14 protein-coding genes are annotated in these 17318 nt (G+C 75.8%); 4 read left to right on the plus strand and 10 right to left on the minus strand.

Going from position 1 to position 17318, the window contains the following annotated elements; genetic code table 11:
* Nucleotides 1-46: 46 nt before the first annotated feature.
* Both AR3_RS03830 and AR3_RS03835 read right to left on the minus strand, forming a co-directional pair.
* The gene (locus AR3_RS03830) at nt 47-3934 is read right to left on the minus strand and encodes a tetratricopeptide repeat protein (RefSeq protein WP_067908415.1); all 3888 of its coding nucleotides are present in this window, start codon (nt 3932-3934) and stop codon (nt 47-49) included.
* A gap of 3 nt (nt 3935-3937) precedes the next feature.
* Nucleotides 3938-4471 (minus strand): hypothetical protein, encoded by a 534-nt coding sequence (locus AR3_RS03835; RefSeq protein ID WP_146150262.1) that lies wholly within the window; start codon nt 4469-4471, stop codon nt 3938-3940.
* A 222-nt stretch (nt 4472-4693) separates the two neighbouring features.
* On the opposite strand from AR3_RS03835, the gene AR3_RS03840 reads away from it, so the two are divergent.
* Nucleotides 4694-5359: an MBL fold metallo-hydrolase gene (locus AR3_RS03840; RefSeq protein ID WP_067908494.1), complete on the plus strand. Its 666-nt coding sequence runs from the start codon at nt 4694-4696 to the stop codon at nt 5357-5359.
* Nucleotides 5360-5389: 30 nt separating this feature from the next.
* On the opposite strand, the gene AR3_RS03845 is transcribed toward AR3_RS03840, so the two are convergent.
* The 4 genes from AR3_RS03845 to AR3_RS03860 all read right to left on the minus strand — a co-directional run bounded on the left by AR3_RS03845 (nt 5390) and on the right by AR3_RS03860 (nt 10640).
* Nucleotides 5390-7021 (minus strand): acyclic terpene utilization AtuA family protein, encoded by a 1632-nt coding sequence (locus AR3_RS03845; protein WP_245637851.1) that lies wholly within the window; start codon nt 7019-7021, stop codon nt 5390-5392.
* A gap of 56 nt (nt 7022-7077) precedes the next feature.
* Entirely contained in the window at nt 7078-7866 is a 789-nt protein-coding gene (locus AR3_RS03850) for a TIGR03084 family metal-binding protein (protein ID WP_067908425.1), read from the minus strand.
* A gap of 186 nt (nt 7867-8052) precedes the next feature.
* Nucleotides 8053-9453: a DUF1996 domain-containing protein gene (locus AR3_RS03855; RefSeq protein WP_067908428.1), complete on the minus strand. Its 1401-nt coding sequence runs from the start codon at nt 9451-9453 to the stop codon at nt 8053-8055.
* 473 nt (nt 9454-9926) lie between these two features.
* Nucleotides 9927-10640, minus strand: a complete 714-nt coding sequence (locus tag AR3_RS03860; RefSeq protein ID WP_067908497.1) for an FMN-dependent NADH-azoreductase — start codon at nt 10638-10640, stop codon at nt 9927-9929.
* Between the two features lie 94 nt (nt 10641-10734).
* Between AR3_RS03860 and AR3_RS03865 the strand changes: the two genes are divergently transcribed.
* Entirely contained in the window at nt 10735-11631 is an 897-nt protein-coding gene (locus AR3_RS03865; protein WP_067908430.1) for a sigma-70 family RNA polymerase sigma factor, read from the plus strand.
* 30 nt (nt 11632-11661) lie between these two features.
* On the opposite strand, the gene AR3_RS03870 is transcribed toward AR3_RS03865, so the two are convergent.
* Together AR3_RS03870 and AR3_RS03875 are read right to left on the minus strand one after the other, a co-directional pair.
* A complete protein-coding gene (locus AR3_RS03870; RefSeq protein ID WP_106258667.1) occupies nt 11662-12294 on the minus strand; it encodes a class I SAM-dependent methyltransferase in 633 nt (210 codons plus the stop codon).
* A gap of 49 nt (nt 12295-12343) precedes the next feature.
* On the minus strand, nt 12344-13051 hold the full coding sequence (locus AR3_RS03875) for a carbon-nitrogen hydrolase family protein (RefSeq protein WP_067908437.1): 708 nt from the start codon (nt 13049-13051) through the stop codon (nt 12344-12346).
* Between the two features lie 255 nt (nt 13052-13306).
* Here AR3_RS03875 and AR3_RS03880 point away from each other — a divergent pair, with 255 nt between their 5' ends.
* On the plus strand, nt 13307-14068 hold the full coding sequence (locus AR3_RS03880; RefSeq protein WP_106258699.1) for an aminotransferase class IV: 762 nt from the start codon (nt 13307-13309) through the stop codon (nt 14066-14068).
* Between the two features lie 21 nt (nt 14069-14089).
* Here AR3_RS03880 and AR3_RS03885 read toward each other — a convergent pair whose 3' ends face one another.
* A complete protein-coding gene (locus AR3_RS03885) occupies nt 14090-15148 on the minus strand; it encodes a TetR/AcrR family transcriptional regulator (protein WP_067908443.1) in 1059 nt (352 codons plus the stop codon).
* A 94-nt stretch (nt 15149-15242) separates the two neighbouring features.
* Here AR3_RS03885 and AR3_RS03890 point away from each other — a divergent pair, with 94 nt between their 5' ends.
* A complete protein-coding gene (locus AR3_RS03890) occupies nt 15243-16418 on the plus strand; it encodes a cytochrome P450 (protein ID WP_067908446.1) in 1176 nt (391 codons plus the stop codon).
* A gap of 62 nt (nt 16419-16480) precedes the next feature.
* Here AR3_RS03890 and AR3_RS03895 read toward each other — a convergent pair whose 3' ends face one another.
* Nucleotides 16481-17263: a histidine phosphatase family protein gene (locus AR3_RS03895; protein ID WP_083950906.1), complete on the minus strand. Its 783-nt coding sequence runs from the start codon at nt 17261-17263 to the stop codon at nt 16481-16483.
* Nucleotides 17264-17318 lie beyond the last annotated feature (55 nt).

Genomic DNA, 17318 nt, shown 5'->3' on the forward strand with positions numbered 1-17318 from the left:
GGACTGCGCGGTCACGGCTGGGGTCCGGCCCCGGAGCCGCGGCGGCTCAGTTCCCCGGGGCCGGGTCCTGGTCGTCCGCACGGTCCGACCGCAGCCACTGGTCGATGGCCTGGACGCGGCGCGCGCAGTCGGCGGCGGCCGCGTGGTCGCCCAGGGCCAGATGGGACGCGCGCCGCCGGTCCAGCGCGGCGCGCTGGCCGCGCAGGTCGCCCATCTCGCGGCGGATGGCGATCTCCGCGTCGAAGTGCGCCACGGCGCGCGCGTGCCGGCGGAGGCGCTGGCAGGCCCGCCCCATGGTGTGCAGCGAGTGCGCCTGGCCCCTGGTGTCGCCGAGCTCGGCGGCGGTGTCGAAGGCCCGCCGCCCCGCCTCCAGCGCCTCCGCGGCCCTGTCCAGCTCGAGGTAGATGGACGCGAGGTTCACCAGGGCCGTGCCCTCGCTGTGGCGGTCGCCGACGTCGCCGAGGACGCGCAGCGCCTCCCTCTCCACCTCGAGGGCCTCGCCGGCGCGGCCGCTGCGCAGCAGCACCATGGCGTAGGTGTCCAGGCCGACGCCCATGCCGTACCGGTCGTCGATCTCGCGGCGGATCTCCAGCGCCTGCCGGGCGGCCCGCTCGGCCTGCTCGTGCAGGCCCAGCTGCAGGTACGTGCGGGCGAGGCTGCCCAACGTGGTGGCCAGCCCGCCGCGCGCGCCCAGCCGGTGCCACAGGTCCAGGGCCTCCAGTCCGAAGACGAAGGCCTCCTGGTGGCGGTCCAGACGGCGCAGCACCAGCGACAGGTGCTCCAGGTCGTGCGCCTCGCCGTGCAGGTCGCCGATCTCCCGGCGGATCTCCAGGGCGCGCAGCAGCTGTTCGCGCGCCTCGGGGTAGCGGCCCAGACGCCCGCACACGATCCCGATCTGGGCGAGCGCCTCGGCCTCGCCGTGCCGGTCGCCGACCCCGCGGTGCAGCCGCAGCGCCTCCCCGCAGTAGCTGAACGCCTCCGCGAAGCGGGCCGCGTCGCACATCAGCATGCCGAGGGTGGCGAGCGCACGGGCCTCCCCGTGCCGAACGCCCAGGGCGCGGTAGGTGTCGAGCGCTTTCCGGCCGTCCCGCAGCGCCAGGTCGCGCAGGCCCAGCGCGTTGTACATGCGGGCCAGCTCGGTGAGCGCCTGCGCGGCTCCGAACCGGTCCGCCTGCTCCTGCCGGATGGAGAGGGCTTCCAGGGCGCGCGACACGGCGGCGTGGACGGCGCCCTTGCGGCGGTGCACCCGGGCGAGGGTGAGCAGGGCCTCGGCGACGCCGGGCATGTCGCCGATCCGCCGGCGGATGCGCAGGGCGCGGTCCGCGTGCTCCAGCGCGGCGTCGTCGGCGGCCAGGCCCAGGTGGGCGCGGGCGAGGATCTCCTCCGCGTCGGCGACGCCGCCGCGGTCGCCCAGCTCCCGGTGGATGCCCAGGGCGCGCCGCGCGTGCTCGATCGCCGTCGGGTAGCGGCCGAGGGTGGTGTGCACGTCGGCGAGGACCGCCAGCGCGGCCGCCTCGCCGAACCGGTTCGGCGGGTCAAGCGACCGGAAGCCGCGCCGCGCGTCCTCGGCGTATCCGATGGCCTGCACGGACCGTCCCACCACCGCGTGCGCCACGGCCAGGTTGTGCAGCATGACCGCGGCGGCCGCCCAGTCCTCCTCGGTGCGCGCGGCGTGCAGGCCGGCCTGCTGGACGGCGATGGTGTCCTCGGTGTAGCGGCGGAAGTTCTGGAAGTCGAACAGCGCGTCCGCCAGCTCCCAGCAGGTGCGGTGCAGCCCCAGCCGGGCGGCCTGTTCCACGGCCGCGACCAGGTTGCGCCGCTCCGCCTCGAACCACGCCAGGCTCGTCGTGCGCTCGGCCGCGCTGGTCGCGTCGTTCGCGCCGGGCGCGTCCGCGGCCGTGTCCTCGTGGGCGTCCAGGGTGGGGCGGCGGTGCCGCCTCAGCGCCCGTCCCGCGTTCCGCGCGTCGGCGAGGTATCGGGCCAGCATCCGGCGCTGCGCGGCCAGACGATCGCTGTCGGCGTCCTCGATGAGGCCGCGTTCGCGGGCGAAGTCGCGCAGCAGGTCGTGCATGCGGTAGCGGCCCGGGGCGACGTCGTGCACGAGGTACGCCTGCCGCAGCCCTTCGAGGCATTCGCGCGCCTCGTCCTCCGGCCGGTCGAGCAGCGCGGCCAGGACGCGCGGGGTGAAGTCCGGCCCGACGAGCAGCCCGAGCCTGCGGAACGCGGCGCGCTGGTCGCGGCGCAGCCCGCGGTAGGCGACCTCGAAGGTGGGGCTGAGCACGCCGTTCAGACGCTGCGGGACGCCGCCGCCGTGGACGCCGGGCGGCCGCAGCCCGCCGTAGCCTCCGGAGGCCGCGCCGTCGGGGTCGGCGAGCTGGCGCAGCGTCACGTCGATCGGCTCGCCGGGGTTGTCGGCCAGCCGCCCCGCCATGATGCCGAGGGCCAGCGGCAGGAAGCCGCACTCGCGGGCGAGCCGCAGGGCGGCGTCGCGCGCGTCCCGCACCCGGCGGTCGCCGGGGCCGAGCACCGCGGCGAACAGGTCCAGGGCCTCGTCCGGCGTCATCTCCCGCAGCTCGAGCGTGCGGATGTCGGCGCCTTCCAGCAGGACGGGCAGCCGCCGCTGCGTGGTCACCACCGCCAGTCCGGCGTCCATGGCGGCCAGCAGCGGACGGATCTGCTCGGGCCCGGCGGCGTCGTCCAGGATCAGCAGGACGCGCCGCCCGGCCAGCAGCGACCGGCACTGCGCGGCCAGCTCGGACTCGCCGCGCGACAGCCGGTCGCCGGGCACGCCGAGGCCGCGCAGCACCTGCCCCATGGCCTCCGCGGCGGTGACCGGCGCGCGGGTCGTGCCGCGCAGGTCGGTGAAGACGACGCCGTCGGGGAAGCGGTCGGCCACCCGGTGCGCCCAGTGCAGCGCCAGGGTCGTCTTGCCGACGCCCGCCATGCCCTGGATGACCACGGCGCGGGGCGTCTCGGCCTGGGACACCAGCAGGTCCAGCTTGCCGAGGCTGACGGCGCGTCCGGTGAAGTACGGGTTGTCGGCCGGCAGCCTCGAGGCGGGCGCCCCCGCGGCGGGGCGCTCCAACGGCACGGGCGCGCGGACGGCGATCACCGCGCCGGGTGCGCGTCCCTCCGATGCCGCGCCCGGCGCCGACCCGCCGCCGGCGGCCGAGGGGACGGCCTCCCCCGCCGCCCCGGCGGCGCCGTCCGGCGACGGGTCGGGCCACTCGTCGCCCCACGCCCCCGCGGCGCGGCGCAGCGCCTCGGCGTCCAGGATGACCAGGGGGCGGCTGCGGCCGCCCAGGACGCCCTTGGCGCGCCACCGCCGGAAGCACCGCACCAGGGTCTCGCGGGAGATGCCCGCCCAGTTCGCCAGCTCCGCCTGGCTGAGCCTCGCGGGCACCTCGATCCCGCGCGCGGTGCGCTCCCCGAAGCGGTGCGCCAGTTCCAGCAGGTGGTAGGCCAAGCGCTGCGGGTGCCCGGCCCCGCGCACCGCCTGCCGCCGCCCCTCGAAGGCGGCGCCGCGCGCGATCGCGTGCATCATCGCCTCGGTCACGCGGGGGTTGGCGGCCAGGAGTCCGGCGAACGCGCCGCGGTCCACGCGCAGCGCGGTGACGTGGTCCAGCGCGGCCACCGACCCGCGCTGCGGATGCCCCCACGGCGCCAGCGCGCCCACCACGTCGCCCGACCCGAACAGATCGATGACCGACTCGTCGCCGTCGCCGGAGTCGACGAACTCCTTGGCGACGATGTTGCCGGTGGTGCGGGCGCCGGCCTTGAACACGACGTAGACGGCCGCGGCCGCCACCCCCTGGTGCAGCAGCATGCCGCCGGGCGGGATGTCGGTGCGCCGCCCCATCGCCCGCAGCGCCTGCCGGTCGGTCGCCGACAGCAGCTCCCAGAAGCTGCCGGGCCGCACGTCGTGGTCGATCAACGCTCACCCGCCCGCGGTCGTCGCGGCCACGGCCAGGGTCCAGCACACGAACAGCACGGCGGCCGCCGCGGCCCACACCACCGCCCGCCAGGCCAGGTCGCAGCAGCGGTACGCCGCGGCCAGCAGCCTTCGCAGCTCCTCGTCCCGCGCCCGCCGATCGAGCGCCGATCCGGACGCGAACGGCGTCCACGGCACGCCCGGGTCGAGCGGCGCGCCCGTGCGGCCCCGCGCCGTGCCGAGCGCGGCGACCAGCACCAGGCGCGACCGGACGGCCAGCGCGGCCGACCCGGCGGACGCCGCCGCGACCGGCGCCAGCAGCGCCAGCTGGAGGGCGCCGAGCCGGCCGCCCCCGTGGGCCAGCTGGGTCGCCGCCCCGACCAGCACGAGGATCAGGACGATCGCGGCGACGGCGGCGTCCTGCCCGCACGCCCGCAGCAGGACCCCGGCCTGTCCGAGGACGTCCTCCGGCCGCTCGGCCCCGTCCCCCGGCGGGCCTGCGGGCGGCACCGCGCCGCGTCCGAAGAGGGGTCTCGTCACCACCGCGTCACCGTCCTCCCGGGTCGTTCCCCCGCCCGGCCGTCTCCGGCCGTCTACGGACGATGGTGATACGGCCCAGGCGGGAAGTCCGTCCGGTACGGCACGGTTCGGTTGAGTCCGGCGACTCAATCCGGCCGCGCGCACGGGCGGACCCGCCGATGCGGGAAGATGGTCGTCCGGCCGGTCCCCGCGCCCCGGCCGGAGGAGACGGAAGGACGGCACATGAGCTACACGGGCAACGTCGAGGTCGGCGGCGAGCCGGACGTGCGGGAGCTGCCGGGCCTGACGATCACCAAGGTGGCGGTCGGGCCGTACGACAACAACGCCTACGTGCTGCGCTGCACCGCCACCGGCGACCAGCTGCTCATCGACGCGGCCAACGAGGCCCCCCGCCTGCTGGAGCTGATCGGCGACGGGCCGCTGGGCCGGATCGTCACCACGCACCGCCACCAGGACCACTGGATGGCGCTCAGCGAGGTCGTCCAGGCCACCGGCGCGCCCGTGGTGGCCCATCCCCTCGACGCCGAGGCGCTGCCCGAGCCGGTGGCCGAACCGGTCGAGCACGGCGACACCGTGCGCGTGGGCAAGGCGACGCTGGAGGTCATCCACCTGCGCGGCCACACGCCCGGCTCCATCGCGCTGCTGTACGACGCGGGCGGCGAGCTCGCCGACAGTCCGCACCTGTTCACCGGCGACAGCCTCTTCCCCGGCGGGGTGGGCAACACCTGGGGCGACCCGGTGCGCTTCCGGCAGCTGCTGTCGGACGTGGAGGAGCGCGTGTTCGACCGGCTGCCCGACGACACCTGGTTCTACCCTGGCCACGGCAAGGACTCCACGCTCGGCCGGGAACGCCCGTCGCTGCCCGAGTGGCGCGAACGCGGCTGGTGACGGCGGCGGGGCGCGGAACGCCCCGCCGGGTCAGGCCAGGAGGCCGACCGGGACGTCCACGTGGCGGGCGCGCAGCCACTCGCCGAGCGCCTTGGCCTGCGGGTCGAAGCGGGCCTGCGCCGCCACGCCCTCGCCCAGCAGGCCCTCTATCACGAAGTTGAGGGCCCGCAGGTTGGGCAGCACGTGGCGGCGGACGGGCAGGTCGGCGGTCTCCGGCAGCAGGCTGCGCAGCTTCGCGACGGTCAGCGTGTGCGCCAGCCAGCGCCAGGCGTCGTCCGACCGCGCCCACACGCCGAGGTTGGCGTCGCCGCCCTTGTCGCCGCTGCGGGCGCCGAACAGGGCGCCCAGCGGGACGCGCCGCGTGGGCTGCCCGGACGGCGGCGGCTCGGGCAGCGGCGGTTCGGGCTCGTCGGACGGCTCGCGCGTCACCGGCGCCGGGGGGATGTCGACGCGGGTGCCGTCCGGCAGCACCGCGACGTGCGGAACCTCGGACGCGTCGACGAAGGCCGCCTCGTAGACGCCGTACGGGGAGGCGTCCGACGGCGGCGCGGTCACGTGGAACCCCGGGTAGCTGGCCAGCGCCAGCTCGACCGCGGCGCCGCTGAAGGCGCGCCCGACCACGGCGGCGTCGGCGTCCTTGACCTCGCAGTGCAGCAGCGCGCTGGCCTCCTGCTCGGTGGCGGCGTCCGGGCGGTCGGTCCGGGCGAGCGTCCAGCGGATCCGCGCGGGCGGGCGGTCCTTGAGGGCGCGTTCCATCTGGTCGCGCACGAGCGCGGCCTTGGCCTCGATGTCCAGGCCGGTGAGCACGAAGGTGACGGCGTTGCGGTATCCGCCCAGGCGGTTGAGGCACACCTTGAGCCGGGGCGGCGGGGGCTCGCCGCGCGCCCCGCTGATCCGGACGCGGTCGGGCCCGTCGTCGGCGAGGGTCAGGGCGTCGAACCGCGCGGTGACGTCGGGGCCGAGGTAGCGGGCGCCGCCGATCTCGTACAGCAGCTGCGCGGTGACCGTGCCGACGGTGACGGCCCCGCCGGTCCCCTCGTGCTTGGTGATGACGCTGCTGCCGTCGGCGTGGACCTCGGCGATCGGGAAGCCGGGCGCGGCCACGTCGTGCTCGGTGAAGAACGCGTAGTTGCCGCCGGTGGCCTGGGCGCCGCACTCGATGACGTGCCCGGCGGCCACCGCCCCGGCCAGTTCGTCGAAGTCGTCGCGAGCCCAGCCGAAGCGCGCCGCGGCCGGGCCGACGACCAGCGAGGCGTCGGTGACCCGGCCGGTCACCACGATGTCGGCCCCCGCGCGCAGGCATTCGGCGATGCCGAACGCGCCGAGGTAGGCGTTGGCGGTCAGCGGCCGGCCGAGGCCCAGCTCGGCGGCGCGCGGCAGCAGGTCGTCGCCCTCGACGTGGGCGACGGCGACGTCCAGGCCGAGCCGGTCGGCCAGCTCCCGCACCCGGTCGGCCAGCCCGGCGGGATTCAGCCCGCCCGCGTTCGTGACGATCTTGACGCCCCGGTCGACGGCCTCGCCGAGCGTCTCCTCCAACTGGCGCAGGAACGTGCGGGCGTAGCCGCGGGCGGGGTCCTTCATCCGGTCGCGGCCGAGGATCAGCATGGTCAGCTCGGCCAGGTAGTCGCCGGTGAGCACGTCCAGCGGCCCGCCGGTGAGCATCTCCCGGACGGCGGCGAACCGGTCGCCGTAGAAGCCGGAGGCGTTGCCGATCCTGATCACGCGCCCTCCCCCGGGCGGCGGCCTCGGCCGGGCGGGCCGGCGAACGCCTGCGCGATCTCCAGCCAGCGGGCCGCGTCGGCGCCGACGGCGGTCAGGCCGGTGTCGGCGGGGTGCCGCCGCTGCGTGACGACGAGGCAGAAGTCGAGCGCGTCGCCCGCGACGCTTTGCCGGGCGTCCGGCGGTCCCCACGTCCAGACGTCCCCGTCCGGCCCGGTCAGCTCGATCCGGAACTCCTCGCCCGGCGGCCGCAGCCCGCGCACTTGGAAGGAGAAGTCGCGGGTGCGCACGCCGATGTGGGCGACGTGGCGGAGCCGCGCGGTGGGGGCGTGCTCGACGCCGAGCGCGTCGAACACGTCCTGCGCGTGCGCCCAGGTCTCCATCAGCCGCGCGGTCGCCATGGACGCCGCGCTCATCGGCGGCCCGTACCAGGGAAGCCGCCGCCCCTCCGGAACGGCCGCGAGCGCCGCGGCCAGCTCCTCCCGGCCGCGCCGCCAGGCGGCGAGCAGCTCGCCGCGGGGCCTGCGGGCGCCTTCCCGCGCCCCCCGGTCGACGTAATCGTCGCCGGCTCCGATGGCGCGCTCGCGCTCGGCGGGGAAGTCGTCGGGGGTGCGCGCCGCGATGAGCGCCTTGGCGTCCGTCCAGGCCAGGTGGGCGATCTGGTGCGCGATCGTCCAGCCGGGCGCCGGCGTCGGGGTCGACCAGTCCACGTCTTCGCGCGCCACCAGGTCGTCCAGTTCCCGGCTTTCGGCGGCCAGGTCCGCCAGGATCGGTCCGGGGTCGGCCACTGCCGCTCGCCTCCTCCCTGAGCCCTGGAAGGAGGGTGTCACCGGTGATCCAAAGAATCAAGCGTGCTTGATTGTTTCCGTTCCCGTCGGAGCGTCCCGGGCCTGGAAACGGCGGGCCGCGCCCGGTCCGCGCCGGGACGGCGGCACGGACCGGGCGCGGCGTCTGGGGGAATCAGAACGGCCCGCTCAGCAGCGCTTGCCGCTGTTGATGCAGAACACGGCGAAGCGCATCAGCTGCCGAGGCATCACGTTGACGAAGTCGCCGTGGTCGGTGATCGGGTTGTGCAGCTGCTCGGGGAAGCTGTCCAGCGCGTAGACGCGGCCCTTGCGGATCTGGGCCTTGGTCAGGTTGATCTTGTAGCTGATCGTCATGCGCAGCTGCGGCACGGGGCGGGTGCCGCGCGGGCAGGCGCCGTTCGCCCTGGGGAACACCACGTGCGTGCGGTGGTTGGCGCTGTCGGTGTTGCGGCCGTCCCAGCAGCTGGGGAAGTCCAGGATGCGGGTCAGCCGGCTGCCCTTCGGGCAGATCGGGTACTTGTCGGTGACGACCCGGTCGGTGAAGCCGGAGCACGTCCAGGCCGCCCTGGCGTTGGCGGGGCCGTTCGTGGCGGCCTTGGCGTCGCCGGTGATCACGCGCATGAACCTGGGCATCGCGGTGACCTTCGCGCGGGGGTTGCCGCGGAACTCCAGCTTCACCGAGGCGGGCACCTGGATGCGTCCCACGTTCAGGTCGGCGGCGCTCTGGTCGTTCTGCGGCGGGTCGTTCGGGCTGCGCAGGCGGAGCACCGGCCAGAAGTAGGTGGACTTGTCGCCCGCCTTGCAGGTGGTGCCCGCGCGGGCCAGGCTCTCGTCGGTGGAGAACCCGTCGGTGGACTTGTTGCCCACGTAGTCGTGGGTGTGGTGCGCGCCGTTGACGACGCCGGGCGCGGTGATGAAGTTGTCGGAGTTGTAGTGGCCGTTCTTGTTGCGCCCGCAGCGCGAGGTGAACGTGCCGCGCGACCCGCCGCGCTTCACCTTGGGCCGCCGGACGTTGGGCCGCACCCGCCGGATGTCGATGAAGTCCGACGCGACGGGCCGCAGCTGCTGCTCGCCGTTGCCCTGCTCGCCGCCGTTGCCCATGCCGTTGCCGGTGCCGCCGCCCTGGCCGGCCCCGGCGTTGGGAGCGCCGTTGAGGGTGCAGGCGGCGAGCGCGTCCAGCCCGGCGGGGCGCTCGGCGACCCGGCCGATGGCGGTGGCGATCCGGTTGATGGTGGCGAGGCGCTTGTCGCGCAGCGGCCCGAGCACCGCGTTCTGCGCGAAGTCGGGACCGCCCTCCCCCGCGCTGGTGACCAGCCGGTTGTTGGCCTCCTGGATCTGGATGTTCAGCTGCATGAGGTTGCGGTCGACCTCGGCCCTGGCCTTTGCGGGGACGGCGGGCAGCCGGGACGCCACGTCCGGGCAGTTGACGGACAGCGCGCGGGGGGCGCCGGCGGAGTGGGACGCGGCCGTCGCCGGGCCGGCGCCGGACAGGGTGGCCAGCACCACGCCCCCGCCGGCGGTGAGAGCGACAGTGCTCAGAAAGGCTCGCGGTCGCCGTGCGAAACGCATGCGGCGCTCCCTCCTTGGTCAGCGTTCGAGGAAGGGCACCCGGCTCCGTTCGGCCAGTACGCACGCCCGCCCGGCGGGGGTTCAACGCGACCGAGAAATTCTTGAGCCGCCCGTCCGCGTCACGCGCAGTGACCGCGTCGCATCCGAACGGCGACGGCCGCTTAGGCGGCCCTCAGCGCCGGACTAAGCGAACCTTAAGAGCCCGTGCGGCGGCCCGGTCGGGGCTAGCCTCGGCGACGTCCCAGACCTTCGACCTGAACGGGCGGCCCGCGCGGCACCCCTTGCAGAGGACACCCGGCTTCCAGCCGTGCGGGCCGCCCGCCCCCCTCATCCGAAAGGAGACGACTGAAGAGAGCTCCGTTCGGTGATGAACGCGGTGATGAATACGCCGAACACACGACACCGTTGAATACGCGCGCGGTCCGCCGCGTGTTCAACGCCCCGCCGCACGACCTTGACGATCACGGCAGTGATCACGGTTGCGGGGCCTCGACCGGACGGCCGTCCCGGGCGGCCAGCGAGGCTATCCGCTCCCGCGCGTCCGCCAGAGAGCGCGCCGCCATCTCCGTGAAGCGCGCCAGATGCGGCAGATGCTCCGCCAAGGTCATCTCCGCGTGGACGTACCACTGGTTCTCCTCGGGGACGCCGAGGTGTTCGCGGAAGTACGCCCGCAGGTACGGCTCCTGGAAGTCGCATCCGTGGCGCGGGCTCCCCGGCCCGTAGGCGCCTCCCCGCGCGGTGACGACCACGACCCTGGTGCGCCGCAGCAGGGGCTCCCCGCTGTCCGGGTCGACGTGGGCGCCGGGGAAGGTGATCCGGTCGATCCACGCCTTGAGCGCGGCGGGCACCGAGAAGTTGTACATGGGGGCGCCGATCAGCACGGTGTGCGCGGCGTGCAGCTCCTCGATCAGCGGCAGGGTCCGCGCCCAGTCCCGCCGTTCGGCCGCGTTCGCGGCCAGCGCCTCCACCTCGCCGAGCGGGACGGTCCCGCGCCTTTCCACGCGCCGGCCGAGGTCGACGTACGGCGGGCCCACCGGCGGCACCGGGTCGGCGACCAGGTCGCGGTACCGGTATCCGGCGGCTGCGTGCTCCCGCCGCCAGACCTCGGCGAACAGGGAGGTCAGCCGCCTGCTGACGGAGCCGTCGGAGTGCGGCGCGCCGGAGTCGATGTGCAGCAGAGATAGCATGTCGTCACCGTCCATGAGGTCGCCCTGACTCGCAGGGTCTCGTGTGCTTCCGTCCATCGCCTTGACGACGACCCGTGCCGAGGAAAGGTGACCGATGGACTCTCAGGCGGCGCTGGCCGCGCATTTCGACCGCTCCCGCGGGCAGCTGCGGGGTGTGGCGCTCCGCATGCTGGGCTCGGCGGACGAGGCGGACGACGCCGTGCAGGAGGCGTGGCTGCGGGCCAGCCGCGCCGACGCCGGGGGCGTCGCCAACATGACGGCCTGGCTGACCACGATCGTCGGCCGGGTGTGCCTGGACATGCTGCGCTCGCGCCGCCGCCGCGGCGAGCAGTTCGTCGACGCGGCCGCGTTCGAGGCGCTGACCGCCGAGGCCGGCGCGGCGAGCCCCGAGGACGAGGCGGTGACGGCCGACTCCGTCGGGCTGGCCCTGCTGGCGGTTCTGGACGCGCTCGGCCCCGCCGAACGGGTCGCCTACGTGCTGCACGACCTGTTCTCCGTGCCGTTCGACGAGATCGCCCGGATCGTCGGCCGGTCGCCCGCCGCGGCCAAGAAGCTGGCCAGCCGCGCCCGGCACCGCGTCCACGCGCGTCCCGACGTGCCCGCCGCCGACCTCGCCCGGCAGCGCCGCGTGGTGGACGCCTTCCTCGCCGCGTCCCGCTCGGGCGACCTGGACGCCCTGCTGGCGGTGCTGGCGCCCGACGCGGTGCGGCGCAGCGACCTGGCCGCGCCGCCCGAGGCGCGGGTGCGGGGCGCCCGCCGCATCGCCGAGGAGACGGCCGCCAACACCGCCCGCGCCCGGCTGGCGCGGCCCGTCCTGGTGGACGGCCGCCCCGGGCTCGTCGTGGCGCCGCGCGGGCGGGTGCTGCTGGCGCTGAAGCTGACGATCGACGGCGACCGGGTCGCCGCGATCGACGTCATCGGCGACCCGGCGCGCCTGCGCGAGGTGCGCCTGTCCCTGCTCGACCCCCCGCCGCCCGCGCGGGCCGTCTGACGGCGTGCGCCGCGCCCGGACTCGGCGTCCTCAGAAGGACAGCACGGACGCCGGGGTGACCGCGCGCTCCTCGAGGCGGCCGGTGCCGGGCACGTCGTAGCGGGCCAGGACGGTCAGGCCTTTCGGCAGGTAGGGGCGGTGCGGGTCGCCGACCAGGACGTCCACGCCGAACCGCCGCTGCGCGCGCAGGAACGCGGTCATGGCCTCGGCGAGGTCAGGGTCGTAGCAGACGTCGCCGGCGAGGATCACGTCCGCCGCCACGGGCCCGGGGGACGCCAAGACGTCCTCGCGTCGCACGTCGACGCGCGCGCCGTTCAGCGCGGCGTTCAGGCGGACGGCGGCCGCGGCCAGGGGATCGACGTCGCAGGCGGTGACCCGCCCCGCCCCGGCCAGCGCGGCGCAGATCGCGACCATGCCGGACCCGCTGGCCAGGTCGAGGACGCGCCGTCCCGCGACCGCCTCGGGATGGTCGAGCACGTACCGTCCCAGCGCCTGCCCGCCGGCCCACGGGAACGCCCAGAACGGCGGCGGCACGTCGTCCCGGCCTCCGGCGACGGCCTCCCAGGCGGCGAACGGCTCGTCGGCCAGATGCAGGCGCAGCTCCGGCAGCAGCGGCGGCGCGCCGACCCGTGTCAGCGACCGCACCACGGCCTCGTCGTCCACCTCGCCGTTCCCCCCTCGCAGTTCACTTCACCGTCCATGGCGGGCACCGTCACTTGAGGGTGGCGCTGGCCAGGTCGCCGGGCTCGGCGCCCGCCTGGGCGATCACGTCACCGCTCGGCGCGCAGATGCGGGAGCGTCCGGCGCCCCGCGCGTACCCGCCGCCGGCCGCCCCGGCGAAGCTCGCCACCGCGACGAACACCTTGTGGTCGCCGGCGACGCGGCGCATGCGCTCATCGATGACGCGCGTGTCGTGGGCGTGCTCGAGGACGCCCACGGCGTACACGTCGATGCCCAGGGCGGCCGTGGCGGCGGCGTGGCGTGGGACTCCCGTGTCCTTGCAGATGGCCAGGCCGAGCCGCCACCCGTCGACGTCCAGCACGACGGGCTCGCGTCCGGGGGTGAACCGGTCGGGTTCGTCCCCGCCGAGGAACATCTTGCGGTAGGCGACGCGCGCTCCGGCACCGTCGACGGCCAGCGTCGCGATGTGCGTCCCCTCCCCCGCCCCGGCGGCCACAGGGGCGCCCGCCAGCGCGAGCGAACCCGTGTCCGCGCAGGCCTCGACCAAGGGACGCAGGCGCGGATCGTCCGCCGTGACGGCGGGGGCGTCGAGCCCGTATCCCGTCAGGGACATCTCCGGAAAGATCACGACGCGCGACCGCGCGGCGCGGACGGCGGCCGCGTGGGCGGCCGCGTTCGCCGCGACGCCCCGGGGCGTGCACGCCGGCTGGGCGACCGCAATGGTCAAGGGGGAACGCATCAGGCGCCTCCGAAACGGGTCGGCGGACGGTCGCGCGGCGACGCGTCCGGCACGGCGGCACCGCCGCACCGGCGGCCGACGGCGGCGTCACGCGGGCACGCGGCGAGCCGTGAACGCCGACTCCCTGCTGATCGTCATCAGCCCGATCCTTTCACCCGTCTTACCGACGTCCGCAATCCCTCAGGGCGTCGCGGCGGGCCCGCGTGCTCGAGATGCCGGGAGGGATGCGCGGCCCGCTCGGCTACGGTGGCGAACGTGCTTCCCCGAACCGAGATCGACGGGCATGCGCCGAGCGCCGCGGAGGTCCTGCCGGCGGCCCTGGTCAACTACGGCCATGTGACCGTCATGCAGGTGCGGGACCGGGCCGTCCGCGGCCTGGACCTGCACCTGTCCCGGCTGGACGCGGCGAATCGCGAGCTGTTCGGCTCCGGACTGGACGGCGAGCGCGTCCGCGACCACATCAGGCACGCCCTCGGCGACACGGCGGACGCGACGGTGCGCGTCACGGTGTTCCGCGGCGCCGAGTCCGACGACGTCTCGGTCATGGTCACGGTGCGGCCTCCGGAGGAGGCCGCCAGGACGCCGCAGAAGCTGCGATCGGTCGTCTACCTGCGGCCGGTGCCCCACATCAAGCACACGGGGACGTTCGCGCAGATCCACTACGGGCGGGCGGCCGAACGCGAGGGCTTCGACGACGCCCTGCTGGTCGACCACGAGGGCGTCGTGTCCGAGGCCGGGATCGCCAACGTGCTGTGCCACGACGGCGACACGTTCGTCTGGCCGGACGCCCCCGCCCTGCCCGGGATCACGATGCGGCTGCTCGACCGCGCCGGGCTCGGCGCCCGCCGCCGCACGGTCCGCCTGGCCGACCTGCCGTCGTTCGCCGCCGTGTTCGTCACCAACTCGCGGGGCGTCTCCCCGGTGGGGCGGGTCGACGACCGGACCGTCCCGCAGAACCCCGAGATCGCCGAACGGCTGGTCGGCCTCTACGAGTCGATCCCGTGGGACCCGCTCTGACCGGCCGGCGGGCCGGAGCCGTCATGCCGTCGCGGCGGCGTGGCAGGCGCCGTGGCCGTCGGCGCGGGCGACGATCCGGCCGCCGCGGATGCGGACGGCGACCTCGGTCGCGTCGCTGACGGCGGCCACGCCCGCCGCCGCGGCGAGGGCGCCCGACGGATCGTGCACCACCGCCAGGTGCGGCCACGCCGACCTCGCAAACGCCTGACGCAGGCAGCCGCACACCTCGCCGAGGACCAGCCTGGCCAGCGGCGCCAGCTCGCCGGGGTCCCCGGTGACCAGCACGGCCGTCACCCGGGCCCCGCTCGGCGCGGCCCGCACGGCCTCCTCGGCGGCCTCCAGGCGGTGCAGGCCGAGGATCGCGACGACGCCGTCGTCCTCCGACCGGACGGGCTCGCCGCGGAGGGCGTCCACCGCGGGCGGCGGCGACCAGGGCGTGTCGTCCGGGCGCGCACGCGGCGCGTACGGCAGGTGCGGCGGAGCCCAGCGGTCGTCCAGCGTGAGGTCGGCGAGGCGCTCGCAGACGGCGACGATGTCGAACGGCTCGACGAAGCCGGGCGCGGCGGCCGACATCTGGCTCGCGCCCTGCAGGGTCGTCAGCACGGCCTCGGCGACGCGCACCAGCCGCGGCCCGCCCGGTCGCAGCCGCTCCATGGCGAGGCCGAGCAGGATCGCGTTCAGCTTCATCAGCTGCGCGAACGCCTGCCGGCTGCGCTCGTCGGCGAGGATCTCGGGCATCAGGTCCCTGCCGAGCCAGGCCCCGTCGGTGGCCAGCGGCAGCCGCGCCGCCCACGCGCGCGCGAACGCGGCGAGCGCCTCCGGCGCGCCGGACGCCGCGCCGGGCCCTTCTGAGAGCGAGGGCCCCGATGAGCGCTCGCCGTCCTCGGCGAGGACGGCGAAGTACAGGGCCCGCTTGCCGGGGAAGTTGGAGTAGACCGCGCCGCGGGTGAGCCCGGCGCGCGCGGCGATGTCGTCGATCTTGGCGTCGCGGAAGCCGTGCTCGGCGAACTCCTCCCGGGCCGCGGCCAGCACCCTGGCGCGGTTGCGCTCCTGCGTCTGCGCCCTGGTGAGCCGTTCCATCGTCCTCCCCGGGTTGCCGCCGACCCCCGATCAAGATACCGTCGCCATTTAGATGATGAGATCATCTGATGTGAACATCTGAGAGGGAGCGCGCATGTCCCCCGTCCCCGAGCTGGACCTCACCGACCCCGAAGTGATCCGGGACCCGTTCGCCGCCTACGGACGCGCCCGCGAGCGCGCCCCTGGGGCACGGCTGACGATCCCCGGCCTGCCGCCGACCTGGGCCGTCCTGCGCCACGCCGACGCCCGCGCGATGCTGAGCGACCCCCGCTTCGAGCTGACCGCCGACAGCTTCCTGCGGCCCGACGTCCCCGAGGAGTGCCTGCCGTACATGCGCACCATGAGCGAGCGGAACGGGGCCGAGCACACGCGGCTGCGCAGGCTGGTGGCCCCGGCGTTCACCGCCCGCCGCGCCGCCGCGTTCCGGCATCGCATCGAGCCGATCGTGGACCGCCTGCTGGACGGCCTGCCGGGCGGCGTCGTCGACCTGCTCCCGCACTTCGCCCGGCCGCTGCCGATGGAGGTCATCTGCGAGCTGGTCGGCGTCCCCGACGCGGACCGTCCGCGCTGGCGCGAGTACGGCGCGGCGGTCGCGGCCGGGGCCGGTCCGCGGTTCGCCGAGGCGATCCCGGGCATCGTGGACGGCGCGAAGCGGGCGGTGGCCCGGCGCCGCGCGGAGCCCGGCGACGACCTGGTCTCCGACCTGCTGCGCATCCAGGCCGAGGACGGCGACCGGCTCAGCGACGTCGAGATGGCGACGCTCATCTGGCACCTGGTCCTGGCGGGTCAGACCCCCGCCAACCTCATCGCCAACGCGGTCCACGCCCTGCTGCGCCGGCCTGACCAGCTGGCCCTGCTGCGGGAGAACCCGGCGCTGATGCCGCGGGCCGTGGAGGAGCTGATCCGCTGGTGCGGCCCGACCCTGTTGACGATCCCGCGGTACGCCCGCGAGGACGTCGACTTGTGCGGCGTCGCGGTCCGCGAGGGCGAGCCGGTCACCGTCGCCGTGGCCTCCGCCAACCGCGACCCGCGCGCCTTCGACCGCCCCGACCGCTTCGACGTGTCACGCGAAGTCGGGGGGACCGGGCACCTCGGCTTCGCTCACGGCCCGCACTTCTGCCTGGGCGCGTCCTTGGCGCGGGTGCAGACCGGCGTCGCCCTGACTGCCCTGCTGCGGCGCGACCTGGCCTTGGCCGCCGACGACCCCGACGCGCTGCGCGCCCCCGACCCGGGCACCTGGCGCCTGACCTCGCTCCCCGTGACGCTCTGACCCCCGCCTGCGCGCCGACGGGGCTCATGGGGCGACGTTCGGAGACGTCGGCCCGGCGGGCGTCAGCGCGCGGCGTCCTCGGCGGACGCGCCGACCGCCGGGGCGTCGGCGGGGGCCGGGCGGCGGGCGGGGGCGTCCAGGTGGGCGGTGTCGTTGAAGGCGCGGACGACGGCCGTCCCGTCGCGGAACCAGTCGATCTCCGACAGGCAGGCCGAGCCCAGGAACATGCGGTGCATGCTGTCCAGCGGGGCCTGCAGCGCCATCACGATCAGCGTCTTGATCGCGCCGACGTGGGTCACCAGCAGGACCGCGCCGGCGGGCGGGCGTTCGACGATCCGCCGGCGCACCCGCTGCATCCGGGCCAGGGTGTCGGTGAAGCTCTCCCCGCCCGGGGGCGCGACGGCGGGGTCGTTCATCCAGGCGGCGACCTCGTCCGGCCAGGCGGCGCGGGCCTCCTCCAGGGTCAGGCCCTCCCACGCGCCGAAGTCGGTCTCCCGCAGGTCGTCGTCCACCACCACCGGGCGCCGCCCGAGCTCGTCGGCGACGATCTCGGCGGTCTGCCGGGCGCGGCGCAGCGGCGAGGACAGCACCGTCGAGATGCCGCCGCGCCCGGCCAGGCGGCGGGCCGCCGCCCGCGCCTGCGCCACGCCCTCCTCGCTGAGCCCGACCTCGGACACGCCGCTGAACCGCTTCTCCGGCGACAGCGGGGTGTCGCCGTGGCGCAGCAGCAGGGTGGTGACGGGCGGAGCGGTCACGGTGTTCCAGCCGGTGCCGCGGTCGTCACCGGCCGTTCCGCGGGCGGGTCCGCGGGCGGACGGGTCCTGGCGCGAAGGCGTGTCGGTCATGAGATCTCCCGCAGTGTGGCGAAGAAGGTGCGCGCGGTCTCCTCCCAGGTGGGGA

The sequence above is a fragment of the Actinomadura rubrobrunea NBRC 15275 genome (genome assembly GCF_001552235.1).
GTDB lineage: Bacteria > Actinomycetota > Actinomycetes > Streptosporangiales > Streptosporangiaceae > Spirillospora > Spirillospora viridilutea.